At 36.3% G+C, this 22336-nt stretch carries 24 protein-coding genes; 12 read left to right on the top strand and 12 right to left on the bottom strand.

Annotation, left to right across the window (positions count from 1 at the left end):
- Positions 1-25: 25 nt before the first annotated feature.
- Positions 26-1921 (top strand): beta-N-acetylhexosaminidase, encoded by a 1896-nt coding sequence (locus EMTOL_RS09110; RefSeq protein ID WP_015028986.1) that lies wholly within the window; start codon positions 26-28, stop codon positions 1919-1921.
- Between the two features lie 43 nt (positions 1922-1964).
- Here the strand turns inward: EMTOL_RS09110 and EMTOL_RS09105 are convergent, their stop codons facing one another.
- Positions 1965-3101 carry a carbon-nitrogen hydrolase family protein gene (locus EMTOL_RS09105; protein ID WP_015028985.1) on the bottom strand — a complete coding sequence of 379 codons (1137 nt, stop codon included), beginning with the start codon at positions 3099-3101 and terminating at the stop codon, positions 1965-1967.
- Positions 3102-3247: 146 nt separating this feature from the next.
- On the opposite strand from EMTOL_RS09105, the gene udk reads away from it, so the two are divergent.
- The 5 genes from udk (at position 3248) to EMTOL_RS09080 (ending at position 7492) form a co-directional block, all read left to right on the top strand.
- Complete coding sequence (gene udk, locus EMTOL_RS09100; RefSeq protein WP_015028984.1) at positions 3248-3868, top strand: uridine kinase; 621 nt, start codon at positions 3248-3250, stop codon at positions 3866-3868.
- Positions 3869-4012: 144 nt separating this feature from the next.
- Complete coding sequence (locus tag EMTOL_RS09095) at positions 4013-5440, top strand: DASH family cryptochrome (protein WP_015028983.1); 1428 nt, start codon at positions 4013-4015, stop codon at positions 5438-5440.
- Positions 5441-5578: 138 nt separating this feature from the next.
- Positions 5579-6160 (top strand): LemA family protein, encoded by a 582-nt coding sequence (locus EMTOL_RS09090; protein ID WP_015028982.1) that lies wholly within the window; start codon positions 5579-5581, stop codon positions 6158-6160.
- Positions 6161-6232: 72 nt separating this feature from the next.
- Complete coding sequence (locus EMTOL_RS09085; RefSeq protein WP_015028981.1) at positions 6233-6667, top strand: TPM domain-containing protein; 435 nt, start codon at positions 6233-6235, stop codon at positions 6665-6667.
- Between the two features lie 78 nt (positions 6668-6745).
- On the top strand, positions 6746-7492 hold the full coding sequence (locus EMTOL_RS09080; RefSeq protein ID WP_015028980.1) for a TPM domain-containing protein: 747 nt from the start codon (positions 6746-6748) through the stop codon (positions 7490-7492).
- Between the two features lie 172 nt (positions 7493-7664).
- On the opposite strand, the gene EMTOL_RS09075 is transcribed toward EMTOL_RS09080, so the two are convergent.
- The 3 genes from EMTOL_RS09075 to pth all read right to left on the bottom strand — a co-directional run bounded on the left by EMTOL_RS09075 (position 7665) and on the right by pth (position 9667).
- Positions 7665-8204 carry a hypothetical protein gene (locus EMTOL_RS09075; RefSeq protein ID WP_015028979.1) on the bottom strand — a complete coding sequence of 180 codons (540 nt, stop codon included), beginning with the start codon at positions 8202-8204 and terminating at the stop codon, positions 7665-7667.
- Positions 8205-8404: 200 nt separating this feature from the next.
- Entirely contained in the window at positions 8405-8866 is a 462-nt protein-coding gene (locus tag EMTOL_RS09070; RefSeq protein WP_015028978.1) for a hypothetical protein, read from the bottom strand.
- A 240-nt stretch (positions 8867-9106) separates the two neighbouring features.
- A complete protein-coding gene (gene pth, locus EMTOL_RS09065) occupies positions 9107-9667 on the bottom strand; it encodes an aminoacyl-tRNA hydrolase (protein ID WP_015028977.1) in 561 nt (186 codons plus the stop codon).
- Positions 9668-9792: 125 nt separating this feature from the next.
- Here pth and pyrR point away from each other — a divergent pair, with 125 nt between their 5' ends.
- The gene (gene pyrR / locus EMTOL_RS09060; RefSeq protein ID WP_015028976.1) at positions 9793-10326 is read left to right on the top strand and encodes a bifunctional pyr operon transcriptional regulator/uracil phosphoribosyltransferase PyrR; all 534 of its coding nucleotides are present in this window, start codon (positions 9793-9795) and stop codon (positions 10324-10326) included.
- Positions 10327-10757: 431 nt separating this feature from the next.
- Here pyrR and EMTOL_RS09055 read toward each other — a convergent pair whose 3' ends face one another.
- Entirely contained in the window at positions 10758-11840 is a 1083-nt protein-coding gene (locus EMTOL_RS09055) for an aminotransferase class I/II-fold pyridoxal phosphate-dependent enzyme (RefSeq protein WP_015028975.1), read from the bottom strand.
- A gap of 149 nt (positions 11841-11989) precedes the next feature.
- Here EMTOL_RS09055 and EMTOL_RS09050 point away from each other — a divergent pair, with 149 nt between their 5' ends.
- Both EMTOL_RS09050 and EMTOL_RS09045 read left to right on the top strand, forming a co-directional pair.
- On the top strand, positions 11990-13183 hold the full coding sequence (locus tag EMTOL_RS09050; RefSeq protein ID WP_015028974.1) for an MFS transporter: 1194 nt from the start codon (positions 11990-11992) through the stop codon (positions 13181-13183).
- Complete coding sequence (locus EMTOL_RS09045; RefSeq protein WP_015028973.1) at positions 13180-13785, top strand: DUF1684 domain-containing protein; 606 nt, start codon at positions 13180-13182, stop codon at positions 13783-13785. Before EMTOL_RS09050 ends, EMTOL_RS09045 begins: the two co-directional genes overlap by 4 nt.
- 111 nt (positions 13786-13896) lie before the next feature.
- Here EMTOL_RS09045 and EMTOL_RS09040 read toward each other — a convergent pair whose 3' ends face one another.
- Both EMTOL_RS09040 and moaD read right to left on the bottom strand, forming a co-directional pair.
- Positions 13897-14529 carry an acetyltransferase gene (locus EMTOL_RS09040; protein ID WP_015028972.1) on the bottom strand — a complete coding sequence of 211 codons (633 nt, stop codon included), beginning with the start codon at positions 14527-14529 and terminating at the stop codon, positions 13897-13899.
- 52 nt (positions 14530-14581) lie between these two features.
- Positions 14582-14824 carry a molybdopterin converting factor subunit 1 gene (moaD, locus tag EMTOL_RS09035; RefSeq protein WP_015028971.1) on the bottom strand — a complete coding sequence of 81 codons (243 nt, stop codon included), beginning with the start codon at positions 14822-14824 and terminating at the stop codon, positions 14582-14584.
- Between the two features lie 168 nt (positions 14825-14992).
- Here moaD and EMTOL_RS09030 point away from each other — a divergent pair, with 168 nt between their 5' ends.
- Entirely contained in the window at positions 14993-16465 is a 1473-nt protein-coding gene (locus EMTOL_RS09030; protein ID WP_015028970.1) for an ATP-binding cassette domain-containing protein, read from the top strand.
- 56 nt (positions 16466-16521) lie between these two features.
- On the opposite strand, the gene EMTOL_RS09025 is transcribed toward EMTOL_RS09030, so the two are convergent.
- The 4 genes from EMTOL_RS09025 to EMTOL_RS09010 form a co-directional block, all read right to left on the bottom strand.
- Entirely contained in the window at positions 16522-16926 is a 405-nt protein-coding gene (locus EMTOL_RS09025) for a hypothetical protein (RefSeq protein ID WP_015028969.1), read from the bottom strand.
- Positions 16927-16941: 15 nt separating this feature from the next.
- Positions 16942-18168, bottom strand: a complete 1227-nt coding sequence (locus EMTOL_RS09020) for a sulfite oxidase (RefSeq protein ID WP_015028968.1) — start codon at positions 18166-18168, stop codon at positions 16942-16944.
- A gap of 461 nt (positions 18169-18629) precedes the next feature.
- Positions 18630-19613, bottom strand: coding sequence for a YeiH family protein (locus EMTOL_RS09015; RefSeq protein WP_305953210.1), 984 nt, complete (start codon positions 19611-19613; stop codon positions 18630-18632).
- The gene (locus tag EMTOL_RS09010) at positions 19614-20513 is read right to left on the bottom strand and encodes a LysR substrate-binding domain-containing protein (protein WP_305953209.1); all 900 of its coding nucleotides are present in this window, start codon (positions 20511-20513) and stop codon (positions 19614-19616) included.
- 170 nt (positions 20514-20683) lie between these two features.
- Here EMTOL_RS09010 and EMTOL_RS09005 point away from each other — a divergent pair, with 170 nt between their 5' ends.
- Both EMTOL_RS09005 and EMTOL_RS09000 read left to right on the top strand, forming a co-directional pair.
- Complete coding sequence (locus EMTOL_RS09005; protein ID WP_015028965.1) at positions 20684-20977, top strand: putative quinol monooxygenase; 294 nt, start codon at positions 20684-20686, stop codon at positions 20975-20977.
- A gap of 64 nt (positions 20978-21041) precedes the next feature.
- Entirely contained in the window at positions 21042-21254 is a 213-nt protein-coding gene (locus EMTOL_RS09000) for a hypothetical protein (RefSeq protein ID WP_015028964.1), read from the top strand.
- Between the two features lie 61 nt (positions 21255-21315).
- Here the strand turns inward: EMTOL_RS09000 and EMTOL_RS08995 are convergent, their stop codons facing one another.
- On the bottom strand, positions 21316-22179 hold the full coding sequence (locus EMTOL_RS08995; protein ID WP_015028963.1) for an AraC family transcriptional regulator: 864 nt from the start codon (positions 22177-22179) through the stop codon (positions 21316-21318).
- Between the last annotated feature and the right edge of the window lie 157 nt (positions 22180-22336).

Genomic DNA, 22336 nt, shown 5'->3' with positions numbered 1-22336 from the left:
TTTTTCCTTCTAAATTTCATCAAACATGAAACAAATACTTTTTGTATTCTTGTGTTTGGCATCGACAGCTTGGGGACAAAATACCTATAGTATTATCCCTCAGCCTGATACACTTATTGCTCGAAGCGGAACATTCGCAATCAGTAGTGAAACTCGTATCATCTTACAAACCAACGATGCTCCTACTGCCGCTGTTGCTAAACTTCTTTCGAGCCAAATAGCCACTACTACTGGCCTTGAGCTCTCTACGGAAGTATCGTTGCCCAAAGCCACCAAAGTGGCCCCAAAAACCAAAAAGCAAATTCAAACAACAGCATTTACAAATGCCATTGTGTTTGTAAAATCAACCCGTGCAATGCCTGAGGATGCTTATGAGCTTTTGGTTGAGCCTAATTTTGTAAAGATTACAGCGAGTGCAGCCCAAGGCTATTTTTATGCCTTACAAACGCTATTTCAACTACTTCCTGCCGAAATTTATAGCACCTCTAAAATCGCTGGTTTACAACTAACCATTCCATGTGTGAGCGTTGTTGACAAGCCACGTTTTCAGCATCGTGGCTTTATGCTAGATGTCGGCCGCCATTTTATGCCTATTTCTTTTATAAAGAAAACCATTGACCTATTGGCCATGCATAAGATGAATGTCTTACACCTACATTTAACCGAGGACCAAGGTTGGAGAATTGAAATTATGAAGTACCCACGTCTGACCCAAATTGGTTCTACTCGCAGCGAAACTGTTGAAGGGAAAATGTCTTATAATCAGCCTTTAAAATTTGATGGAAAAGAACATAGCGGCTTTTATACACAAAATGAGCTGAGAGATTTAGTAAAATACGCCCAAGATAGATTTATCACGGTTGTTCCAGAAATCGAAATGCCTGGGCATGCTTTAGCAGCTTTGGCGGCTTATCCAGAATTAGGTTGTTCGGGAGGCCCTTACGGTGTAGCTAAGATTTGGGGAGTCATTGAAGACGTTTATTGTCCAACCGAAAAAACATTCACTTTCCTTGAAGATGTTTTGACGGAGGTAATGGATATTTTCCCGAGCAAATATATTCATATTGGCGGCGATGAATGCCCTAAAATTACTTGGCAAAGAAGTGCATTCTGTCAAGATTTAATGAAAGCACAAGGTTTGAAAGACGAACACGAACTCCAAAGCTTTTTCATCAAAAGAATTGATAAATTCTTAACATCGAAAGGACGTAAACTAATGGGCTGGGATGAAATTTTAGAAGGAGGGCTTTCGCCAAATGCTACGGTAATGTCGTGGAGAGGAGTTCAGGGAGGTATTGAAGCAGCTAAGCAAAAGCATGATGTAGTGATGACTCCAAACTCATACGTTTATATCGACTATTATCAATCGCACCCCATCACTGAGCCTTTAGCAATTGGTGGTTTCTTGCCATTAGAAAAGGTATATTCCTATGAGCCAGTTCCAACTGAACTAACCCCTGAAGAAGCAAAGCATATTTTAGGTGCACAAGTAAACCTTTGGACAGAATATGTAGCTACTCCAGAACAAGCTGAATATATGACTTTCCCACGTGCATCGGCATTGGCAGAAGTAGCTTGGACACCTTCTATCAACAAAAATTTCGCTGATTTCAGTCGTAGAGTTGAGAAGCACTTCAAACGTTTAGAAGTAATGAATGTCAATTATGCCAAGAGTATATTTGATGTGAAAGAAACTTCTACACCAAACAAAGCCAATAAAACAGTGGAGGTAAAACTTGAAGCGAATATCAATGACGCTCAAGTGCATTATTCACTCGATTTTTCAAAACCAACGGCTAATTCGCCAGTTTTTCTTCCGCAAACCTTTAATAAACTAACTACTGTAAGAGCAGCAGTTTTCAGAAATGGACAGCAAGTAGGCAAAGAGTTTGTGAAAACTTACCGAATGCCTGATAAATAATTTAAATTTATAGCCTGATAGCGTGTCTATCAGGCTATAAAAATCAAAGCCAAAGGTTAATCAAAGCTGCTTTACTGATATATGGGGTAGTTTTTGCCGAATCATCTAATACAATCGTTGAGCCATCTGCCCCCAAATCCCACAAATTTCCTTGCAGAAATACATTCATTCCTCTTTTTACTCCTGCTTCTTTCCTTGCTCTTTCAGCCATTGCATGTTTTACCCATGCTTCGCCTAACGTTATCTTTCCTATACTTTCAATGGCATCAGCGGGTGTTTCTGCTCCCGAATAACCAGTCCATTTCTTATTCCAATTACCAAAACCATTCGAATAAGATGGCGTAATAATAAAATCTATCCCTTTTTGCTTCAAAACTTTATACGATTCTGCAAACCACGCATCAGCACAGACCAACACACCCATTTTGCCAACAGAAGTTTCAAATACAGGAATTGCTTCTGGTTTCGCTGGGCAGACAAACGATAATTCATCGGCCGTTGGAAATGCTTTTTTTATTAGATTTTTATTTAATTTTCCATTGGCTTCAAACACAACTGATGTGTTATAAAGTAAACCTTTTCCTGTTTTTAAGATACCATTTTCAACCACTGGATTTGGCAAAAGAATAGAACCCGCAACGATTGTTGTTTGAAACTTTTGTGCGAGCTCTGCAAACGTTTTTTGGTAGATTTTTGCCATTTCTTGAGCTTTCATGGCAAAAACTGCATATTTTACTTTATCTTTTACTTCTTTTGGAGCATCCAAAATAGTTTTTGTGAATTGCCCAACATTACTCAAAACCATTGTTTGTAAGCCTTCTTCCAAGTTTTTAGCTTCATAAAGACTTGTTTTTTCGTGGGCTACCACTAAAAAAGTGCCGATATACTCTGGAAACACCACAATGGTTTTTTGGGGAATCAGATACCCCTTTTTCTGAGCTTCTGATAAATAGAATGACAGTTTATTTTTAAAATTTTCTTCCGAAGCATAGTCTGTTGGAGTCATAAATGCTTGAACGCCTAAAACATTTTTTTGATTAGTAGAATCTCCAAAGCTTTCGATGGCATCTAATTGATACGTTGAGTTGAGCGGTGTTTCCTTACCTACACTCGACCAAATCAAATATAAACCAATCATACAAATGAATACAAATACTAAATTTCTAAATGTTTTTTTCATAACGGACCGTATTTCTTGGGCAATTCTCAAAATAATTTACCAACATTCGTGAGGCTTTTCTTAATTTTGTTCTAAAATTGCACAAAGTAGTATCATTGGGCAACATCAACAATCAAATTATTTTTACAGCAGCAAGGCATAAGAAAATGACAAAACCATATATTGTCGGAATTACGGGCGGAAGTGCGTCGGGGAAAACATATTTTTTACATCAATTATTAGGTGCATTCTCAGAAGATGAAGTTTGTCTGATTTCGCAAGATAATTATTATCGTACAAAAGAATTTGTACCAAAAGACCACAATAATATTGAAAACTACGACCTTCCAGAAGCTATTGATTTTGAGCTTTATGCGAAACATATCAACAATCTAAAAAATGGCGAAATCGTACACCACAAAGAATATGTTTTCAATAATCCCAATGTAGTGCCAAGAACCCTCACCTTCAAGCCTGCTCCTATTATTGTGGTTGAGGGAATTTTCGTTTTTCATTCACAAGAAGTATCAAACCTGCTTGATTTGAAAGTATTTATTGATGCCCGCGAACACATCAAAATTAAACGTCGTATTATCAGAGATAACAATGAACGTGGCTATGATTTAGCCGATGTTCTCTATCGTTGGGAAAACCACGTAGCCCCAACCTACGAAAAATACATCCAACCAACTAAATACGATGCCGATATCATCATTAATAACAATTCTCATTTCGAAAAAGGATTAGCCATTCTAACATCGTTTTTGAAAGGAAAACTCAATAATTAATCTACTAGGACATATTTTGAATGAGGGTTTTATTGTAGTAAAACCCTCATTTACATCTGTAATTGATAGAATATAAACAAAGTCGTAAGAAAAACTGTTACTTTTGCATCAGTAAACTTTTAGTATTCAGACTACATCTTTCTTATGCAAAATATTCTTTTCTGGTTCAGAAACGATTTAAGACTTCACGATAATGAGGCTCTCATTCAAGCAACCAAAGCCGGCAATGTGATTCCTGTTTATATTTTCGACGAACGTCAATTTATTAATACTCCATTAGGTTTTAAACGTACAGGCACATTCAGAGCGAAATTTTTGATTGAAGCGGTTGAAAACCTTCGCGATAATCTCCAAAAAATAGGCTCAAATTTAATCGTAAAAGTAGGCAAGCCCGAAGAAATCTTAGCTCAGTTAGCTGAAAAGTATGAAGCCGTAGCGGTTTACGCAAGCAAGGAAGTTACTCAAGAAGAAACAATCATTGAAGCCAATCTTTCAAAAAAACTCAAACCACTCAATATTGAAATCGAATTAGTGTGGATTGCAACGCTTTATCATGCACGTGACCTGCCATTTCAAATAAATTTCTTACCCGATGTTTTTACAGAGTTTAGGAAAAAAGTTGAACGTTCGGCTAAGATTCGTCGAACTTTCGATGCCCCTAAAACACTTCCAAAAGTTGATAAATCAGTCGATTTAGGCGAAATGCCAACTTTAGAAAGCCTTGGCTACGAAAAACCCAAATTTGATAAACGCTCAGTACTTGCCTTTAGAGGTGGCGAAACCTCAGCCCTTTATAGACTTGATGAATACATCTGGGATAAAGATTTGCCGAAAACCTATAAAGAAACCCGAAATGGCCTTGTTGGTGGTGATTATTCAACGAAATTTTCGGCTTGGTTAAGTTTAGGCTGCATTTCTCCGCGTACGATTTATGAGGAAGTAAAGAAATATGAAAAAGAAGTAGAAGCCAATGAATCTACTTATTGGATTATTTTTGAACTAATCTGGCGTGACTACTTCCATTTTATTGCCTTGAAATTCGGGACACGTATCTTCAAACAAAGTGGTGTAAAAAATGACCTCATGAAGCAGTGGAAACGCAATCAGGAGGTTTTCGAAAAATGGAAGAATGGTGAAACAGGTGTGCCATTCATTGATGCCAACATGAAAGAATTAAAACTTACAGGTTTTATGTCGAACCGTGGCCGTCAAAATGTTGCATGTTTTTTAAGCAAAGATTTAGGAATCGACTGGACTTGGGGAGCTGCTTATTTCGAAAGCCAACTTATAGACTATGACGTTTGTAGTAATTGGGGTAACTGGAATTACGTAGCGGGCGTAGGCAATGACCCACGCGAAGACCGCTATTTTAATATTGGTCGCCAAGCTGATATGTATGATAAAGATGGCGAATATGTAAAACTTTGGCTACCCGAACTGTGCAAAGTACCAGCCGAAAAAGTACATTTTGCGGGTTTACTCTCAAAAACTGAACAAAAAACTTTTGATGTAAACTTAGGTGTAGATTACCCTAATCCAATTATTGATGTAAAAAAATGGCTAAAATCTTAAGAAATCATTAATATCAACATCAAAAATATCCGTTCGCTGATATTTTTGTCCATTTATAATAATTAGGTACTTGCATATCATTTGCAAATCATTACATTTGAGCTAAATTTTAACCAATTTCAAAACGAACAAAATAAAATGAACAAAAGCACTCTCATCATCGTTGGTATTTTACTAATCTTTGGTATGTACGGATGCAGCTCATACAACGGCTTGGTTGGGAAAGACCAAGAAGTGAAAGGCAAATGGGCAAACGTGCAAACACAATATCAACGCCGCTCAGACTTGATTCCAAACTTAGTGAATACCGTAAAAGGTGCCGCTGATTTCGAAAAAAGTACGCTTACCGCTGTTATTCAAGCACGTGCTAGTGCAACTGCGGTAAACCTCAAAGCTGATGATTTGACTCCAGAAAATATCCAAAAATTCCAAGCAGCTCAAGACCAACTTAGCGGAGCATTAAGCCGCCTTTTGGTTTCGGTTGAGAAATACCCTGATTTAAAAGCAAACCAAAACTTTTTGGAGCTTCAATCACAGTTGGAAGGTACTGAAAACCGTATTGGGGTAGCTCGCAACGACTTTAACGGAGCTGTACAGGTTTATAACTCATCGGCATTATCATTCCCGACTGTTATTTTCGCTAAAATGTTTGGTTTCTCAGAGAAAGGATTCTTCCAAGCTTCTGATGCAGCCCAAGCTGCCCCTTCAGTGAAATTCTAATTTATTTATGATTGATATTTAGCAAAGACGTTGCTCTGCAACGTCTTTGCTTCATTCCATAAAAGTATAAAGATGCTTTTTTCAGAAGTTGAAAAAGAAAAAATAATTGCCGCTATTAAGCAGGCCGAATTAAATACTTCAGGTGAAGTAAAAGTGCACATTGAAGAGCGTTGTCCAGCAGAAGACCCACTTGAGCGTGCCAAACAAGTATTTCAATATTTGCACCTCGATTCGACTGCCCAACGAAATGCGGTTTTGTTTTATTTAGCCCACGGCGACCGTAAGTTTGCCGTGTTGGGCGATATTGGTATTGACCGCGTCGTGCCTCCCAATTTCTGGGAAAGTACACGCGATACACTACGTCTTTATTTTGCTCAAGGCGATTACAGCGGAGGCCTGCAAATGGGAATTAAAGAAGCGGGCTTTCAGTTAAAAAAGTACTTCCCATATCAGAAAAACGATGTCAATGAAATCTCAGATGATATTTCAACTGACCAAATACCTTAATTTTCTTAATCCACCTCAGATACCATTTACCCAAACTTTTGCGATATAATGCTAATGTAAATCGTAAATTCATTTTCAATGCTCAACAGATTTTTCATATTTCTTCTTCTGATTCAAAGCTTTGCCTTTGCACAAGATATTCCACAAAAGCCTAATCCACCAAGATTAGTAAACGATTTGGTGGGCGGACTTTTAAGTCAAGGAGAAATCGACCAATTAGAACAAAAACTAAAAAACTATAACGATACTACTTCTACACAAGTAGTTATTGTAATCGTCAAAAGTGTTCAACCTTATGATATTAGCGAGTATGCCGTAAAACTCGGTCGTGAATGGGGAATTGGACAAAAAGATAAAAACAATGGTGTCATCTTACTTTGGGCTCCGGGCGATAGAAAAATCTTTATAGCTACTGGATACGGCACGGAAGGTGCTTTAACCGACGCTCGTAGTAAACGAATCATTGAACAGATTATAAAGCCTAATTTCAAGGAAATGAGGTATTTCCAAGGGCTTAATGAAGCTACAGATAGAATCATTCAATATCTTTCAGGAGAATTTCAAGCTGAAACATCAGAGGAAGGTGATGCAGGTGATGTAGTCTTTGCTATTGTCTTTTTCTTAATTGTTATTATCATCATCACTTTTATGATTAAAAAAGGTGGCGGTGGTGGTAACCGTGGTGGTGGATTTGTTCCTTATACTACTTACACTGGCTGGGGAAGCTCTTCTGGTGGATGGTCAAGTAGTAGTGATAGCAGCGGCGGCGGTTTTGATTTTGGTGGTGGAAGTTTTGGCGGCGGCGGTGCTGGTGGAGATTACTAAACATATTATTAATAAATGAAAAAGCCTTCTATAGAAGGCTTTTTCATTTGGTATTCGCCTATCATTGAATAAATTCAATGAATGAAGGAACAATGGTTAATTTTTGATTGATGCAGACTGAATAAATTCAGACTGTTTAAATAACAAAATTTTGGTATTTTTTAGCTTTCAATTATTTGTTCACCAATATACCATTCACTTTAAAATTCTTTCTTTTCCCAACAAATAATTCCTGCCAACCAATAATCTGATAATTAATTACTTGATTATTTTCAAGGTTCATTTGAAGATGTTTCTCCGACTCATATAAATAGTTTTTAGTTTGAAGTAAAGCTTCTATATGTATGGGTCTCTCTTTTTCATCAAAAACAATTACGAGCAACTTGACGGGCAGGCTCTCCCCTTTTTTAAGCGTGTAGCTCAGCTTCTGCGGGCCTTCAGCCACATCATAGCTTAATTGATACGATTGCTTGTTTAAATCGGCTTGTAAGAAAAGTTCAAACTCTTTTTTCCAATCGATCTTTGTGGTATTAATTGCCTCCGTTTTTTCTTCTAATAAAAGACTTTTATGAGCAAGTGGTTGTTTTTGTGTTAATGAAGCAATTTGCTGATTAACTAAACCAGCTAAATCGAAGTATATTTTGGAAGATTGTGTGGTTTCTGAATTAGTACATCCTGCCAATAAGAGGCTGATAAATAAAAGTTTACGCATTATGTTTTAGGTTTTGATTTAGGTATTCTCTACCAAAGCATTTAGATAACACCATTTAGAGGCTTAGATGTTCCATTGGAGAATAGGTACCCCCTAAAAAAACTTGACCCCACCGCCAGAAGCAGTGGGGTAAGCGTCCATCTATTCAACCCTAACCTATTAAACTATGAAAACTTAATATTCTTCTTGAAAGTTGAGTCTTAACGACCTAACATTTCAATTGCTGCTGGAGCAACTGTCTGTTCTGTGTCTGTTGACTCAACGTTTGATTGGTAATTCCATAAAACTTTAACTACAGCGGCTGTTGTTGTTACCTTTTTCTTCCAAATCTTCGCTTCTTCGCCACGTACTTTATCAAGTTTTACTTCGATATTTTCAACTGCTTTAACAAATGCTTCTTTTTTGTCCGCACTCACTGTCATGAACTTAGACGGAGAGGCATTATATAAAGTCACTACTTCTGTGAAAATATTCCAATCGTTTGTTTTTACTAACTTTTTCGCATTTTTTGACATAAAATCTGCGAAACTCTTTTCAGCACCTCTAACTAAGATTACCTCTTTGTTGGCTGAATCGCGGTCATTTGCTTTTACAATATTTGCAGTAGTCATGAATGACCCGAATACCAATGCAAATATAACAGATTTAAATGAATTTTTCATTGTTTTGTTCTATTACTTTCTGTGGATAACGATGCAAAGGTATAAGGAAAATTATTATAATCCAAATATACACTAGACTACACAACCGAATATTGTTCTAAAAATATTTGGATTTTTCCAATATTACAGAAATTAAAAGTAAATTTTAAGTGCAAAAACAAAATTTTATTTGCATAAAAAAAATACAACTTATATAATATTTCAATTTCACTAAAAGTAAAAATTCTTTAAAAAGTACAATCATTCGTTGTAAAAATTCATTGTTCTCTCTACTCCAATTGTGCAAAAATTCAAAATTATTTCGCCAACACGGTCTAATCTATCGACAAGTTGAGCCATTTCATCGTCATTAAAAGCTTTTAAGACATAATCTACCTGTCTGCCAGCAGGGAAATTATTGCCGATTCCGAACCGCAATCGGTTATAGGCATTCGTACCTAATTTCTCTTCAATATTTCGTAAACCATTCTGTCCACCGTGCGAGCCTTTAGTCTTTAATCGAAGCTTACCAAAAGGTAAAGCGAGGTCATCACATATCACTAAAAGATTTTCTACCGGAATTTTTAATGCCTGCAACCAATAGTTGATAGCATTTCCGCTTAAATTCATGTAGGTAGTTGGTTTAATACAATAGATTTGTTTCCCTTTGTATTTGAATTCGGCAGTATAAGCCAGTCTTTCCATTTTAAATGAAAAGCCTTGTTGTGCCGCCAATCTATCAAGTGCCATAAAGCCAACGTTATGTCTGGTAAATGCATACTCGGGGCCAATATTGCCAAGCCCAGCTATCAAATATTTCATATTCCTTAATTTATAAATAAATTTTGTGCAAAGTTCTGAAATTTTAGCAGAATTAGTCCATCTATTTATTAGATTTACAACTTGATTATTTTTAACAAAACCATTTCCAGATTTGTGGCAGGAGTATGAAACGACTCATTCTTAGTAATCCTTTACTTGATATTACAATCAATCGATTATGTCAGCAATTGATTGAGAACCATGCTGATTTTTCGAATTCAGTGATTTTGGGCTTACAACCAAGAGGAATTCATTTGGCCGAACGCATTACTAAGAAGTTAAGCGAAGAGACAGGCATTGCTATTAAATTAGGATATCTTGATGCTACTTTCTTTCGTGATGATTTCAGAAGGAGAGACTCACCTCTTAAACCAAACGCTACGAAAGTACCTTTTGTCATTGAAGGAAAGAAAGTTATATTAATTGATGATGTATTGGCCACTGGACGCATGGTTCGTGCTGCTATTGATGCCATGCAAGCATTTGGTCGCCCAGAGAAAGTCGAACTCCTTTGTTTAATTAACCGCCGCTACGAAAGAGATTTACCGATTCAACCCGACTATACTGGTATGCGTGTAAATACGCTTGATACTCAGAGGGTTTTAGTAGAATGGACCGAACAAGGCCATGAAGAAGACCAAATTTGGCTAATTGGTTGATATATCTTACCCATTAAGTAAATGTAGTTTTACATTTTAGAATTAAGTGGAATAAGTATCAAAAATTTCAAGACCTTCACTTTGCATCAATAAAAAAGAGTGCCACCAAAGGTGGTACTCTTTCTGTTTTCAACCGTTAAACCCTACTACTCACATTAGGCAGTAGAATATCTTTCTAAGGAAAAACTCCAATTTTTCATCACTCTTTCACGTATAAACTATTGCATTGATGACATTCAATTCTAAAAATTTAATCAAATATGTATAGTTTGATTGATTACTTTTATATACGCAGCGAGCTGTCTTTTGGATTTATATTATATAATTAGGAAAACATGACATGGTATTGTACCTTACTGGTTTCTCTAAAAAACTTACTTCTTTCGTCTAAAATAAAACGTCTTGAAACCCCATTTCGATAAAAACGCTATTCAGGAATTAACCTTGGTAAATTCTCCGATTTTTTCTGCTAAAAAATCTAGTTGCTCAGCTTCATGCCAAGCACTAATGACAATTCTTGTATTTGGTTTTCCTGTTTTGATTGGATAGGCAAAACTGTAAATTAATATTTGGTGTTGAAATAAGAAATCATACAGTTCATCTCGCAATGAATAAAATACTGGATAACCCTCTAAGTAATTAAATATTTTGATACCTTGATTCTCTATAAGTTTGTGTGTAAACCTTGCGATATTTTCTTTGAGTTTTTGTTGGTTTTTGGAGTATGCATCATCGGCATGCATATAGGCGTAAAGATATGCTGGCGTAATGGGCGAACAAGAAGAAAAAAATGCAGTATGGCGAAGCTGTTCGATAAAATCAGAATCACTAAAAATTACGCCACCAGCAATCCCCATTGCCTTGTGCAGCGAACTTACCACCACTAAACGAACATTGGCATTGACAAAAATATTCTGGAAAACACCTGCCCCATTATCGCCTGTAATACCTAATCCATGTGAATCGTCAATAATAAGCGTAGTTTTTTGATTTTGCGGTAATTGTACAGTCCAATCGAAATGATAAGGCGTGAGCTTAAGAGCATCGCATGAATTACAAACAATAACCGAATGTGTAGCCCCATTTTCAGAAATTTCTTGAGCGATATTTTCTGCCCAATTTTCAAAACTTATATTAGGTAAAACCACATTAGGCTCATGAAAATTGGCTGCATGACTACTTGGAGCATAAAAAAATGTGGAATCTTGAGTTTTTAGAAATTGTGCAACCACTTGTCCAGCCAACATTCCAGAAGATACCGTCAGAGCTTTTTCGGCTCCAACCCAACGAGCCATCTTTTCTTCGGCAGCCGCATAAATATCTAGTTGTAAATTTCCATTCCGTGAACTTCCAAACGACATTCCATAGCGATTAATACCTTCAATAAGCAAATGCTTGAAATCAGCATCTTGATTTAAACCTAAATAGGAAGTACCGCTATAAAAATGATATTCTTTCTCTTCAATGAGTATTTTATTAGAAGGTAATTGATTGATTATAAATTCGTTTGGCATTTAGATATATTAATTTATTCTTAACTACTTAATGATTATTAATTGATGAAAGTATCATCTTCAAAGATAGTCACTTCATTTAGCATCGGAATTATTTTTTCAAGAAGTTCGTTGAAAAATTAAGGATAAATTACAAAAGCACTTCTTAAATGACTCAAAAGGAAAAACTATTACTCTTCATATTAGCTTGTATTAATTTTACACATATCATAGATTTTATGATTATGATGCCTTTAGGGCCACAATTAATCAAGATTTTTGATATTTCACCACGTCAATTTGGCTTTATAGTCTCGGCTTATGGTCTTAGTGCGGGTATTTCTGGGTTTCTTTCAGCCTTTTTCGTAGATAATTACGACCGTAAAAAAGTAGTATTATTTGCCTATACGGGTTTTGTAGCGGGCACTGTTGCATGTGCCTTTGCTCCTACCTTCGAGATTCTAATACTCACCCGAACCATTGCAGGAACTTTTGGGGGTTTAATTGGCTCACAAGTTTTGTCAATCGTAGCCGATACTTTCGAGTACGAACGTCGTGCTACTGCCATGGGCTTTATTACAACGGCCTTTTCTTTAGCATCGGTTGTTGGTATTCCATCAGGTTTATATTTAGCCAGTCATTTTGGTTGGCATTCTCCTTTTTTAGTATTAGGGGTACTAGGTATTGTGGTTATTTTCTTAATCAGTAGATTTGTTCCTGTCTTAGATAAACATTTACGCAATAAACAACACAAACAAAATCCGTTCGAGGCCATTACAAATATTGCGAAAAACCCTAATCAGTTGCGTGCGTTGAGCTTATCTACCATCATTATGTTGGGGCATTTTAGTATCATTCCATATATTTCTCCAACTTTAGTTTCGAATGTTGGATATAGTCAGGATAATATCTTTTTGATTTATTTTGTAGGTGGTTTATTGACTATTTTCTCAGCCCCAATGGTTGGCAAATTGGCTGATAGAAAAGGAAAATATCCAGTTTTTGTAACTTTTGCCATACTTTCAATGCTACCAATTTTCTTGATTACTAATATGTTTTCGGGCGAACTTTGGATTGTATTGATTATTGCTGGAATTTTCTTCGTGTTTTCAAATGGCCGTCTGATTCCAACCCAAGCGATTATCTCAAACGTGGTTACGCCTCAGCAAAGAGGCAGTTTTATGGCCATTAACTCTTCTGTACAGCTTTTAGCTCAAGCCATTGCAACGAATATAGGTGGTTTTATTATTCACAAAACACCTTCTGGTTTTATCGAAAATTACCCTTATGTAGGATATTTTTCTATGTTAATGATATTTTTCAGTATTTTTATCGCCAAAACAGTTAAATCAATCACGCAATGAAAGCATTTTTTTTAGTTGCTTGCTGTGGCTTATTTTGTTCCACACTTTTTGCTCAAGATTTTAAAGCAGAAATCGAAAAACATCGAGAAGAATACAAAACAGAATTTCTAAAAGATTCAAATTCGCCTCTAAAAAAAGAAGACCTTGAATATTTGCGATTTTTTGAGCCAAACGAAAAATACAAGGTTTTGTGCGAATTTGTATTGACTAAGAAAAAAGAAAAACCTTTTGATATTCCTACTTCGTCGGGGCAAACGGCAACTTATACGAAGTTCGGGGAATTAAAATTTGAAATAGATGGAAAACCCTATAAAGTAGCAGTATATCAATCGCTTAGACTTCGAAATTTGCCACAATACCGAGATTATTTGTTTATTCCATTTAAAGACCTGACCAATGGGAAAGAAAGCTATGGTGGAGGGCGTTATTTGGATTTACGAATGAGCCAATTGGAAGGAGATAAAATTTACTTAGATTTCAATAAAGCTTATAACCCTTATTGTGCTTTTAGTGCTGGCTATAGTTGCCCGATTCCGCCAAAGGAAAATCACTTAAAAGTAGCCATTGAAGCAGGTGAAAAGAATTTTGCGAAAGAACATTGAAGCGGTAAAACACGGCGGTTTCGACTCCGCTCAACCACCGTGTTTTACCGTTGCTTGAACGAGCAACCGCCGAATTATACCGTTGCCTGAGCGGAGTCGAAGGCAACAAGTTTATATCTTTTTCGCAGGATTTCCGAAGACAGTGGTTCCTTCAGCTACATTTTCAATAACTACTGAACCTGCACCTACACGAGCATTTTTACCAACCGTCACACCAGAAATAATGACCGCCCCCGAACCAATAAATGCACCTTCTTCTACTACGGCTTCACTATTAATAATTGCCCCAGCACCAATTTGTACATAATCTCCTACACTTGCATTGATATCAACCACCGCTGACGCTTGAATGATGCAATGATTACCTACAATTGCATAAGGATTTACGATAGCACGTGCTGCCACTAAATTTCCATGCCCAATAAAGGCATCGGCCGAAACTACCGCAGTGTTGTGCACCGCATTGACAGGCATTGTTTTTCGGCGATTATTGAGCATTTCTACGAGTTTTTTACGCTCTTTTGTATTTTCAAGGGCCACAAATGCCTCAGTTTTTTGTCCGATTAGCTTTAAAAAACCATCATCATCGGTTTCGCCCAAAACCATTACATCTCCGATTTCGGTATTATGTAGTTCTTTATTATCATCTAAAAAACCATATACCACAATATTATTACGGTTAAAGATATCTAAGGCTATTTTTCCGAGATTCCCGGCTCCAAAAATCAAAACTGGATTTTCCATTGTATAAAGTTTCTTTTAAAATTTTAAGCGAATATTTCTTTCTTCGCAATCATCAACCTCCACTAACAGGTGGAATCAAAACGATTTCATCGTTTTCTTTTAACATTGCCGAATCTTCGGCATATTCCGAATTAATAGCTACTCTCAACGACTTTAAGGTCGCAAAAGTAGGAAAATTTGTTGAAAGATGCTGTTTTAAGTCGGCCACTGTTGCAGATTCACCCAGCGAAGTAGCATATTCGAATTGCCCAATAATATCGCGGGTTATGCCGAAGCACAATATTTTAATGTTCATATTTTTGTCTATCAGGTAAACTTATAACCACTATTTTTAAAAATAGGTTTATGTAAATCTTAATAGTGAGATTTTTATACAAACTCTAATGCTTTTTTCGACTAAATATAAAAATAATATAACTTGCATTCAAAAAATAAACAGCGATAAAACTACGCATTTGATTTGATGATAACATTTGAAGAAGTAAGCATTCAGAAAGGCGACCGCACGGTTTTAGAAAATATCAATTGGCAAGTAAACGCCAACGAAAACTGGGCGATTGTGGGCGGTAATGGCTCCGGAAAAAGTACTTTATTGGAGGCCGTTGCGGGTAAGATTTTTCCTACTAAAGGAAGAATTTCAAAGCCAAATTATGATGAAATTGCGTTTGTGGCGAGAGATTATAGTTTCAACCGAATTGTTGAGTCGGCTACCCAATATTACCAACAACGCTTCAATTCAATGGATGCTGAAATAGCTCCAACGGTACGAGAAATCTTACAAAATCAGGTTAAACCCATCGGAACGGTTGATGAAAAATCAGTTGATTTACCACCTCTGCCTTATACCGAAGAAGAGCTAATAAAAACCGCTAACCTACTGAAAATAAACCATTTGCTTGAAAGAAAAATAGTAACACTTTCCAATGGAGAGACCCGCCGGACGCTCATTACACTCTCACTTTTACGTAGACCTAAAGTTCTTATTCTCGATAACCCTTTTGTAGGTTTAGATATTGAAAGTAGGGGTATTTTACACCAAGTACTTAATCAGGTTGCGGCTGCAGGAATCATGATTTTAATGGTAACTACTCCAAAAGAAATACCTTCTTGTATTACCAATATTCTTCAGCTCCAAGAGGGGAAAATAAAGCGTACATCCACACAGCCTGCCGATTATCAACAAGTTATCCACAATTCCACAATCCAAATTAATACAGATATTTTATCGCTTATCAAGCAAAATCCAACTCGCAATGATTTTGACTATGCTCTCAATTTGAGAAATGTAACCGTCACATACAAAGGTGTAAATGTCGTTGATGGCGTAAGTTGGGCAGTAAAACGTGGTGAAAAATGGGCTTTAATGGGGCCAAACGGCTCAGGGAAAAGTACAATTTTGAGTTTGATTACAGCCGACAACCCACAGGGCTATCAGAATGACTACGATTTATTTGACCGCAAGCGTGGGAGTGGTGAGAGTATTTGGGATATAAAGCATCGGATTGGTTATGTCTCGCCCGAACTTCATCTATATTTTACTCGCAATACTGAAGTATGGAAAGCCGTAGCTTCTGGTTTATTCGATTCAGCAGGTTTATTCAAAAAATTAAGCGATGAAGAGAGAAATACTACGGATAACTATCTTAGTCTATTGAATATCAAACATTTAACAGACAGGAAAATCTATCAACTTTCTACTGGTGAGCAGCGGCAAGTGTTTTTGGCAAGGGCTTTGGTGAAAAATCCACCCCTACTTTTATTAGACGAACCTTGCCAAGGGTTAGACTATGAACATATTGTATATTTTAGAGATTTAGTCAATAAATTAGTACTTGAACTCGACAAAACACTTATTTACGTAACTCACTACGAGGAAGAAATTCCAGCGTGTGTCGATAAACGCCTGAGTATTAATAAAGGGAAAGTAATTAACTAATAAATACGAAAGAAGTAGTGGCCCTGTTTTATTAACAAAAACCACTACTTTAAATATTATTTCAGCTTATACCATTCTATATTTTTGAGCGAAGCTCGGCGATTGACAACTTCCGTAGCTGGGTAGTTTTTGGCCAAATAATCAAGAATAATTGGTTCAGACTCACCTAAATCCCAAAGTTTTTGTTTTTGCTGCATCCATCTAATCTTTTCGAGCCAGCCAGCACGGTCGGTATGAAACTGTGTGATTAACTTACTCGAATGGCAACCAGTGCAATGTGCCGTTACGATGTCAAGTCCTTTATCTACAATTAGCCCAGTAGCTTTATCTATCTTTTTAATTGAATCTGCCACAGATACTTCAGGTGATTTTTTAATAAGCATGTGCTGTGGTTTCAAGCCTGCACTAATCATTAGAGCAGCACTTATGCCGAGCAATAATATTTTTGGTAAGTTTTTCATCAATCTTAGCTTTAATTATCCAATTTTCACGGCAATTCGGTGGCAAGAATTATTCAAATATCCACCAGGGTTCCAAGCAGGAATAATCATCGGCTGTGAAACACCACTACTATCGGTGGCTTTTGCCCATATTTCATAATATCCTTTTGTTGGAAAACTCACCTTGGCTGACCAATGCTGCCACGCCAAACGATTTTTTGGTTTTCGCAAATCGCACTTTTGCCAAGTTGCTCCAAAATCAATCGAAATATGCATTTCTTTTACCTCCAAATCTCCCGCCCAAGCATGTCCACGCAAATCAAGCGTACGACCGGCCTCAAGCATTGCACCTGATTTTGGGTAAGTAATAACCGATTTTACGGGCATTGATTCAATTATTTTCAAATCTGCATCAGCAATTTTTCCACCTGCCTCAATCGGATATGCTGGCATTCGGTAGCTATGGCCGCTCATTTTTTCGCCATCGTGTACTTTATTTCTAATAGAAATTTTATTCAACCATTTTCCAGAAACTGATGCCGGCCAACCACCAACAACCAATCTCAACGGAAAACCGTGCATCAATGGAATATCTTTCCCATTCATCGCCCAAGCCAAAAGCGTTTCATCTTCGAGGGCTTTTTTCATTGGTACTCCTCTTGATATTGGCGGTTTTGTCACATCGCCGCTCAAATGAATGTCTTTTCCGTAATAACCGATATAAACTGCATCATCTTTAATTCCAACACTTTCCAGCACATCACGCAAGCGTACACCCGTCCATTCAGCACAGCTTACCGCACCCTCTTGCCACTGATTTCCCGATGTTTGTGGGCTAAAGCCATAGCGACCATTACCCGCACATTCGAGTGTAAGTTGATAAGTATAAGTTTTGAATTTTGTTTTAAGTTCGCTTAGAGTGAAAACTTTACGTGTTTTCGCTGATTCTCCTTCAATGACTAATTCCCATTTCGAGATATCTATGTTTTCGGGCAAATTTCCATTATTGCGAATAAACATTTTATCTGCGGGCGTTACTTCATCGTCTAATAAATGGGCGGGGGTTTCAACATTCCAAGGACGGTCATTGAGTAGCATTAACTCTTTATTTTTTCCCTCGGGAAGGTCAATAAATGCTTTTTCGCCTAAGAGCTCAATTTTTTTAGGTAAGTTTTTAGCAAAAACCACTTCACTACCCAATACGGTAGTAAGCCCTAAAATGCTTTTCTGAATAAATGACCGACGATTTTGAGATTTTTCCATAGAATTGTTGTAATACAAATGGTATTTTAGGATTGAAGAGTAAAAATACAATAGAAAAGTTTTCAACTCTACAATTTGGTTGAGTATTAAAGATAAATATGCTTTTTTTGGCGATGTAAGCGACAAATTATATAATAATTGACACTATTTTGCACCATTAGATTCAGATACAGTTTGATATTCGCCTACTTTCAAAAGAATTGCCTTTAAAAGTAAAGCTCCGACGGAGCACTACTTTTTTCATAATTATAAATTTCTACCAATATTTAGTTCCGCTGGAACAGTTTCCAGTTTTGGTAGAAGAGCCTGTTAATATTATCAATTAAATAGCTCTTTTTAATTACACTACTTCCATAATTATAAATTTCTACCAATATTTGGTTCTGTTTGAACAGTTTCCAGTTTTGGTGAAAAAAAACTATAACTCTTTAGCTAATATTATTACTTATTATCTACTCTTATCAATAATAATAAATCACAAACAATAAAGATAATACACATGAAATCAGCCAAAGAATTGTAGCTTGTCCGAAAGTACTCGGTCCTATTTTTCGTAACCTTTCAAACGAAATACTGGCTCCAATTAAGTATAAGCTCAGCACCAATAATTGTTTTGAACAGGTATAAATTAAAGCAAAAAATGGTTTAAACGATGGCAAAAAGCTGTATAAAATTGAAGCCAACACAAAACCTAAAATAAAAATAGGTATTTTGAAATTTTCAAAACTTCTACTAACGCCAACAACCAAAATCAATGAAACTGGGATAATCCAAAAAATACGAAGCATTTTGGTAATTGAAGCTACTCTTAGAGCCACATCGCCATATTTAGCAGCTGCTCCAATCACCGAACTTGTATCGTGAATAGCAATGGCTGCCCAAGTACCAAACTGTTCTTGTGATAAACCCAACCAATGTCCTAAAACAGGAAATACAAACAAAGCTACGGCATTGAGTAAAAAAACTACTCCTGTTGAAACCGACATTTGTTCAGTATTAGCTTTGACTACCGAACCAACTGCGGCAATGGCACTTCCACCACAAATGGCCGTTCCCGCTGAAATTAACAACACTACAATTTTATCTAATTTCAAAAATCGACCCAATAGAAAACCAATACCAAGAATACCGAGTACAAAAAGAGCTGTGATTCCGATATTGCTTTGGCTATCTTCGAGCAAAATCCTGATATTAATTCCAAAGCCCAAACCAATTACTGCCAATTTCAATAAATAGCCACCCCAAGTACTGCTCTGGCCGGAATAAGTCGTATTTTTAAGCACACTGGCTACCAAAACTCCCAAAACTAAAGCCGAACTAGCATTAACTAATGGTAGACAACAGGCCAACAAACCTATCCAAAATATTATTTTTCCCTTTGCTTTCATACCAACAAAAGTAGGACATAAAGAAACCCTAAACCAATGGCATTTTATTATAATCAATTACTTTTGGTTATAATGTCGATGTGCAAAATTGATAAATGAAGTAGCTAATTTATCTTGTTGCCCATGTAGGTTCACAAACGAAAATCTACGCAACATTTGTAGGTTTTCGATAGGAATAATTTTTAGTTCTTGGTGTAATAATTCCTTCTGTATAGCCCTTATCGAAACAAATGACATAGCTTGTGAATGCTCTAAAAACGACTTGATACTTTCAGTACTTCCTAGGTGCATTACAATAGTCAAATTAGTTAATTTAATGCCTTTTTCTTTAAGGGCCAATTCTATCACTTCGAGTGTTCCTGAGCCTCTTTCTCGCAAGACAAGTGGAATTTCAAGCAACATTTCTAAGCTAATGCTCGAAAACTTCGCATATTTACTTTTTGAATGTACCACTGCCACTAATTCATCTTCCATAAAATCGGTATATTTTAAGCTTGAATGGTGTTTTTGACCTTCAACAATGCCTAAATCTATACTTTTTTCTAATACGGCTTTTTCTATAAACTCAGAGTTTCCATTGAGTAATGTGAGTTCAATTTGCGGAAATTTCCCATGAAATGAAGCTAAAATTGGCGAAATTAAATACTGTCCGATAGTCGTACTTGCTCCCAAACGCAGGCTTCCCTCAAATTGATTTTTCATAGTTCCTATTTCAAAAATAGCTTCTTGATAAAGCCTGAAAATCTCAGTCGCATACTTATATAAAACTTCCCCAGCAGCAGTGAGTGTAATGAAATTTCCCTTACGATCAAATAGCCGCACCCCAAGCGATTCTTCAAGTAACTTTATGTGTTTTGTTACGGCAGGTTGAGTAATATACAGCTCTGATGCAGCCTTCGTAAAACTCTGATTTTTACCTACTGAATAAAAAACTTTTAGTCTAAAATCATCCATCATGAAAATGTTTTACACAAATTTATTATAACTTTTTGTAATACTATCATCAAAGTAATGAACAACACAAAAAAGCATTTCTGATTATGGAGTATCTATGCACGATTATTTAATTGTTTAAAAAAGTACGGGTAAGTTTTTTATGTATTTTTGTTGAAAAATTATTAGATAATATGCTTATACGCTATGTAAGAATGACTTTTCAGGAAGATAAAACTGAGGAGTTTCAAGAAATATTCAATAGTTCGAAAGATAAAATCAGAGCTATGGCTGGCTGTAGCCACCTTGAGTTGCTTCGAGATATTAATCAACCTAATATTTTCATGACTCATAGCCATTGGGAGTCGGAAAAAGCCCTGAATAATTATAGAGATTCTGAGCTTTTTCGCAGCACTTGGGCTAAAACTAAAATACTTTTTGCTGATAAACCGCTGGCATTTTCAGTTGAAAGTATCACGGTTGCGTAATTTTTAAGGCGAAAAATTCGTTAAAATAATAGTTTTCTGACTCTACTAATCTATTTCAAGAAATATGAAAAAAATAACAATATTATCCCTCATCGGAATACTAGCTTTAATGCCAGAATTTTCACAAGCTTCTGATTATAAGACAAATAGCATAAAAGAATCAAAGGAGGTAAACGGTGGAGGAAGAAGAAAAAAGAATGGTTCTTACCGCAAGAAAAAAGGCTTTATGTGGGGTTTATTTAAAGGTAAAAATCAATGTGACTGCCCGAAGCATTAAAATAATAGTGAGCAGTTTTCAGTAAGCAACGCATAAATGACTGAAAACTGCCCTTTAAAAACTACTCCAAAAACTTAGTTCTATACGCCAATGGCGTAATTTTTTTGATTGCCTTAAATTGGCGGTTGAAATTCGAAAGGTTATTGAATCCACTTTCAAACGAAATTTCAGCTACGCTCATTTTATCAACCATTAATAGTTTACAAGCGTGTTCGATACGAATTTCGGCCAAAAATTGGGTAAAAGTTCTACGCGTACGTTTCTTGAAATATCTACTAAACGCCGACTCACTCATATTGGCTAAATCGGCTACGTCTTTTAATTGAATTTCTTCTTGATATTTAAGCATTACATATTCAAAAACCTTATTCATACGAGCTGAATCAACCTCATTTCTGAGCGAAATTGGGTTGGTTGTTAGGTCTTGTTTATCATCACTCTCACAGAGGATAAGCAAAATCGAAATCATTTCCAATAACCTTTCCATACCCGTTAGGTTAGGCAAGTTCTTGAATTTAGGTGTTACTTTAGCTACTGTTTTTTCGCCAAAACTCAACCCTCTCTTCGAACGTTCAAACAAGGCTTTAATTTGTTGACTTTCAGGCAATTCCAAAAACTTATCTCCCATGAAATCTTCCAAAAAGTGAATCACCAACGACCTTGCTTTTAGCTTTGATTCTTTCAGATAGAAGTCTTCATCATTACGGTAATAATGTGGCAAATACGAACCAATCATACACAAATCCCCTGGTTTGAAATCGGTGATACTGCTTCCTACGAAACGTTTACCTGTACTTTCCAAGACTAATACAATCTCGTATTCGGGATGATAATGCCACGGAGTGGAAAAATACGGAGTCTCTTGCACAAATAAGTTGAATGAAGAATCAGCAGGAGTAGCGATTTTCAGTAACTGTGGTTTCATTTTCTAAAATAACGTTTTAGACTCATTAATTAGGTATTAGGCTCCATAACTTTTTTCCTTCCTAAAAAACATTTGAAATCTTATATTTTAGGGGCTAAAAGTTTCTTTATGACAGCTAATTTACAATAAATAAGGTACAGAAAGTACTATTTGACTG

The organism is Emticicia oligotrophica DSM 17448 (assembly GCF_000263195.1).
In the GTDB taxonomy this organism is placed as follows: domain Bacteria; phylum Bacteroidota; class Bacteroidia; order Cytophagales; family Spirosomataceae; genus Emticicia; species Emticicia oligotrophica.
This window is presented reverse-complemented; position numbering and strand designations above follow the sequence as displayed.

Excerpts from the sequence above, each read along its gene's own strand:
- EMTOL_RS09110 (WP_015028986.1), top strand. The coding sequence starts at position 26 with ATGAAACAAATACTTTTTGTATTCTTGTGTTTGGCATCGACAGCTTGG.
- EMTOL_RS09105 (WP_015028985.1), bottom strand. The coding sequence starts at position 3,101 with ATGAAAAAAACATTTAGAAATTTAGTATTTGTATTCATTTGTATGATT.
- udk (WP_015028984.1), top strand. The coding sequence starts at position 3,248 with ATGACAAAACCATATATTGTCGGAATTACGGGCGGAAGTGCGTCGGGG.
- EMTOL_RS09095 (WP_015028983.1), top strand. The coding sequence starts at position 4,013 with ATGCAAAATATTCTTTTCTGGTTCAGAAACGATTTAAGACTTCACGAT.
- EMTOL_RS09090 (WP_015028982.1), top strand. The coding sequence starts at position 5,579 with ATGAACAAAAGCACTCTCATCATCGTTGGTATTTTACTAATCTTTGGT.
- EMTOL_RS09085 (WP_015028981.1), top strand. The coding sequence starts at position 6,233 with ATGCTTTTTTCAGAAGTTGAAAAAGAAAAAATAATTGCCGCTATTAAG.
- EMTOL_RS09080 (WP_015028980.1), top strand. The coding sequence starts at position 6,746 with ATGCTCAACAGATTTTTCATATTTCTTCTTCTGATTCAAAGCTTTGCC.
- EMTOL_RS09075 (WP_015028979.1), bottom strand. The coding sequence starts at position 8,204 with ATGCGTAAACTTTTATTTATCAGCCTCTTATTGGCAGGATGTACTAAT.
- EMTOL_RS09070 (WP_015028978.1), bottom strand. The coding sequence starts at position 8,866 with ATGAAAAATTCATTTAAATCTGTTATATTTGCATTGGTATTCGGGTCA.
- pth (WP_015028977.1), bottom strand. The coding sequence starts at position 9,667 with ATGAAATATTTGATAGCTGGGCTTGGCAATATTGGCCCCGAGTATGCA.
- pyrR (WP_015028976.1), top strand. The coding sequence starts at position 9,793 with ATGAAACGACTCATTCTTAGTAATCCTTTACTTGATATTACAATCAAT.
- EMTOL_RS09055 (WP_015028975.1), bottom strand. The coding sequence starts at position 11,840 with ATGCCAAACGAATTTATAATCAATCAATTACCTTCTAATAAAATACTC.
- EMTOL_RS09050 (WP_015028974.1), top strand. The coding sequence starts at position 11,990 with ATGACTCAAAAGGAAAAACTATTACTCTTCATATTAGCTTGTATTAAT.
- EMTOL_RS09045 (WP_015028973.1), top strand. The coding sequence starts at position 13,180 with ATGAAAGCATTTTTTTTAGTTGCTTGCTGTGGCTTATTTTGTTCCACA.
- EMTOL_RS09040 (WP_015028972.1), bottom strand. The coding sequence starts at position 14,529 with ATGGAAAATCCAGTTTTGATTTTTGGAGCCGGGAATCTCGGAAAAATA.
- moaD (WP_015028971.1), bottom strand. The coding sequence starts at position 14,824 with ATGAACATTAAAATATTGTGCTTCGGCATAACCCGCGATATTATTGGG.
- EMTOL_RS09030 (WP_015028970.1), top strand. The coding sequence starts at position 14,993 with ATGATAACATTTGAAGAAGTAAGCATTCAGAAAGGCGACCGCACGGTT.
- EMTOL_RS09025 (WP_015028969.1), bottom strand. The coding sequence starts at position 16,926 with ATGAAAAACTTACCAAAAATATTATTGCTCGGCATAAGTGCTGCTCTA.
- EMTOL_RS09020 (WP_015028968.1), bottom strand. The coding sequence starts at position 18,168 with ATGGAAAAATCTCAAAATCGTCGGTCATTTATTCAGAAAAGCATTTTA.
- EMTOL_RS09010 (WP_305953209.1), bottom strand. The coding sequence starts at position 20,513 with ATGATGGATGATTTTAGACTAAAAGTTTTTTATTCAGTAGGTAAAAAT.
- EMTOL_RS09005 (WP_015028965.1), top strand. The coding sequence starts at position 20,684 with ATGCTTATACGCTATGTAAGAATGACTTTTCAGGAAGATAAAACTGAG.
- EMTOL_RS09000 (WP_015028964.1), top strand. The coding sequence starts at position 21,042 with ATGAAAAAAATAACAATATTATCCCTCATCGGAATACTAGCTTTAATG.
- EMTOL_RS08995 (WP_015028963.1), bottom strand. The coding sequence starts at position 22,179 with ATGAAACCACAGTTACTGAAAATCGCTACTCCTGCTGATTCTTCATTC.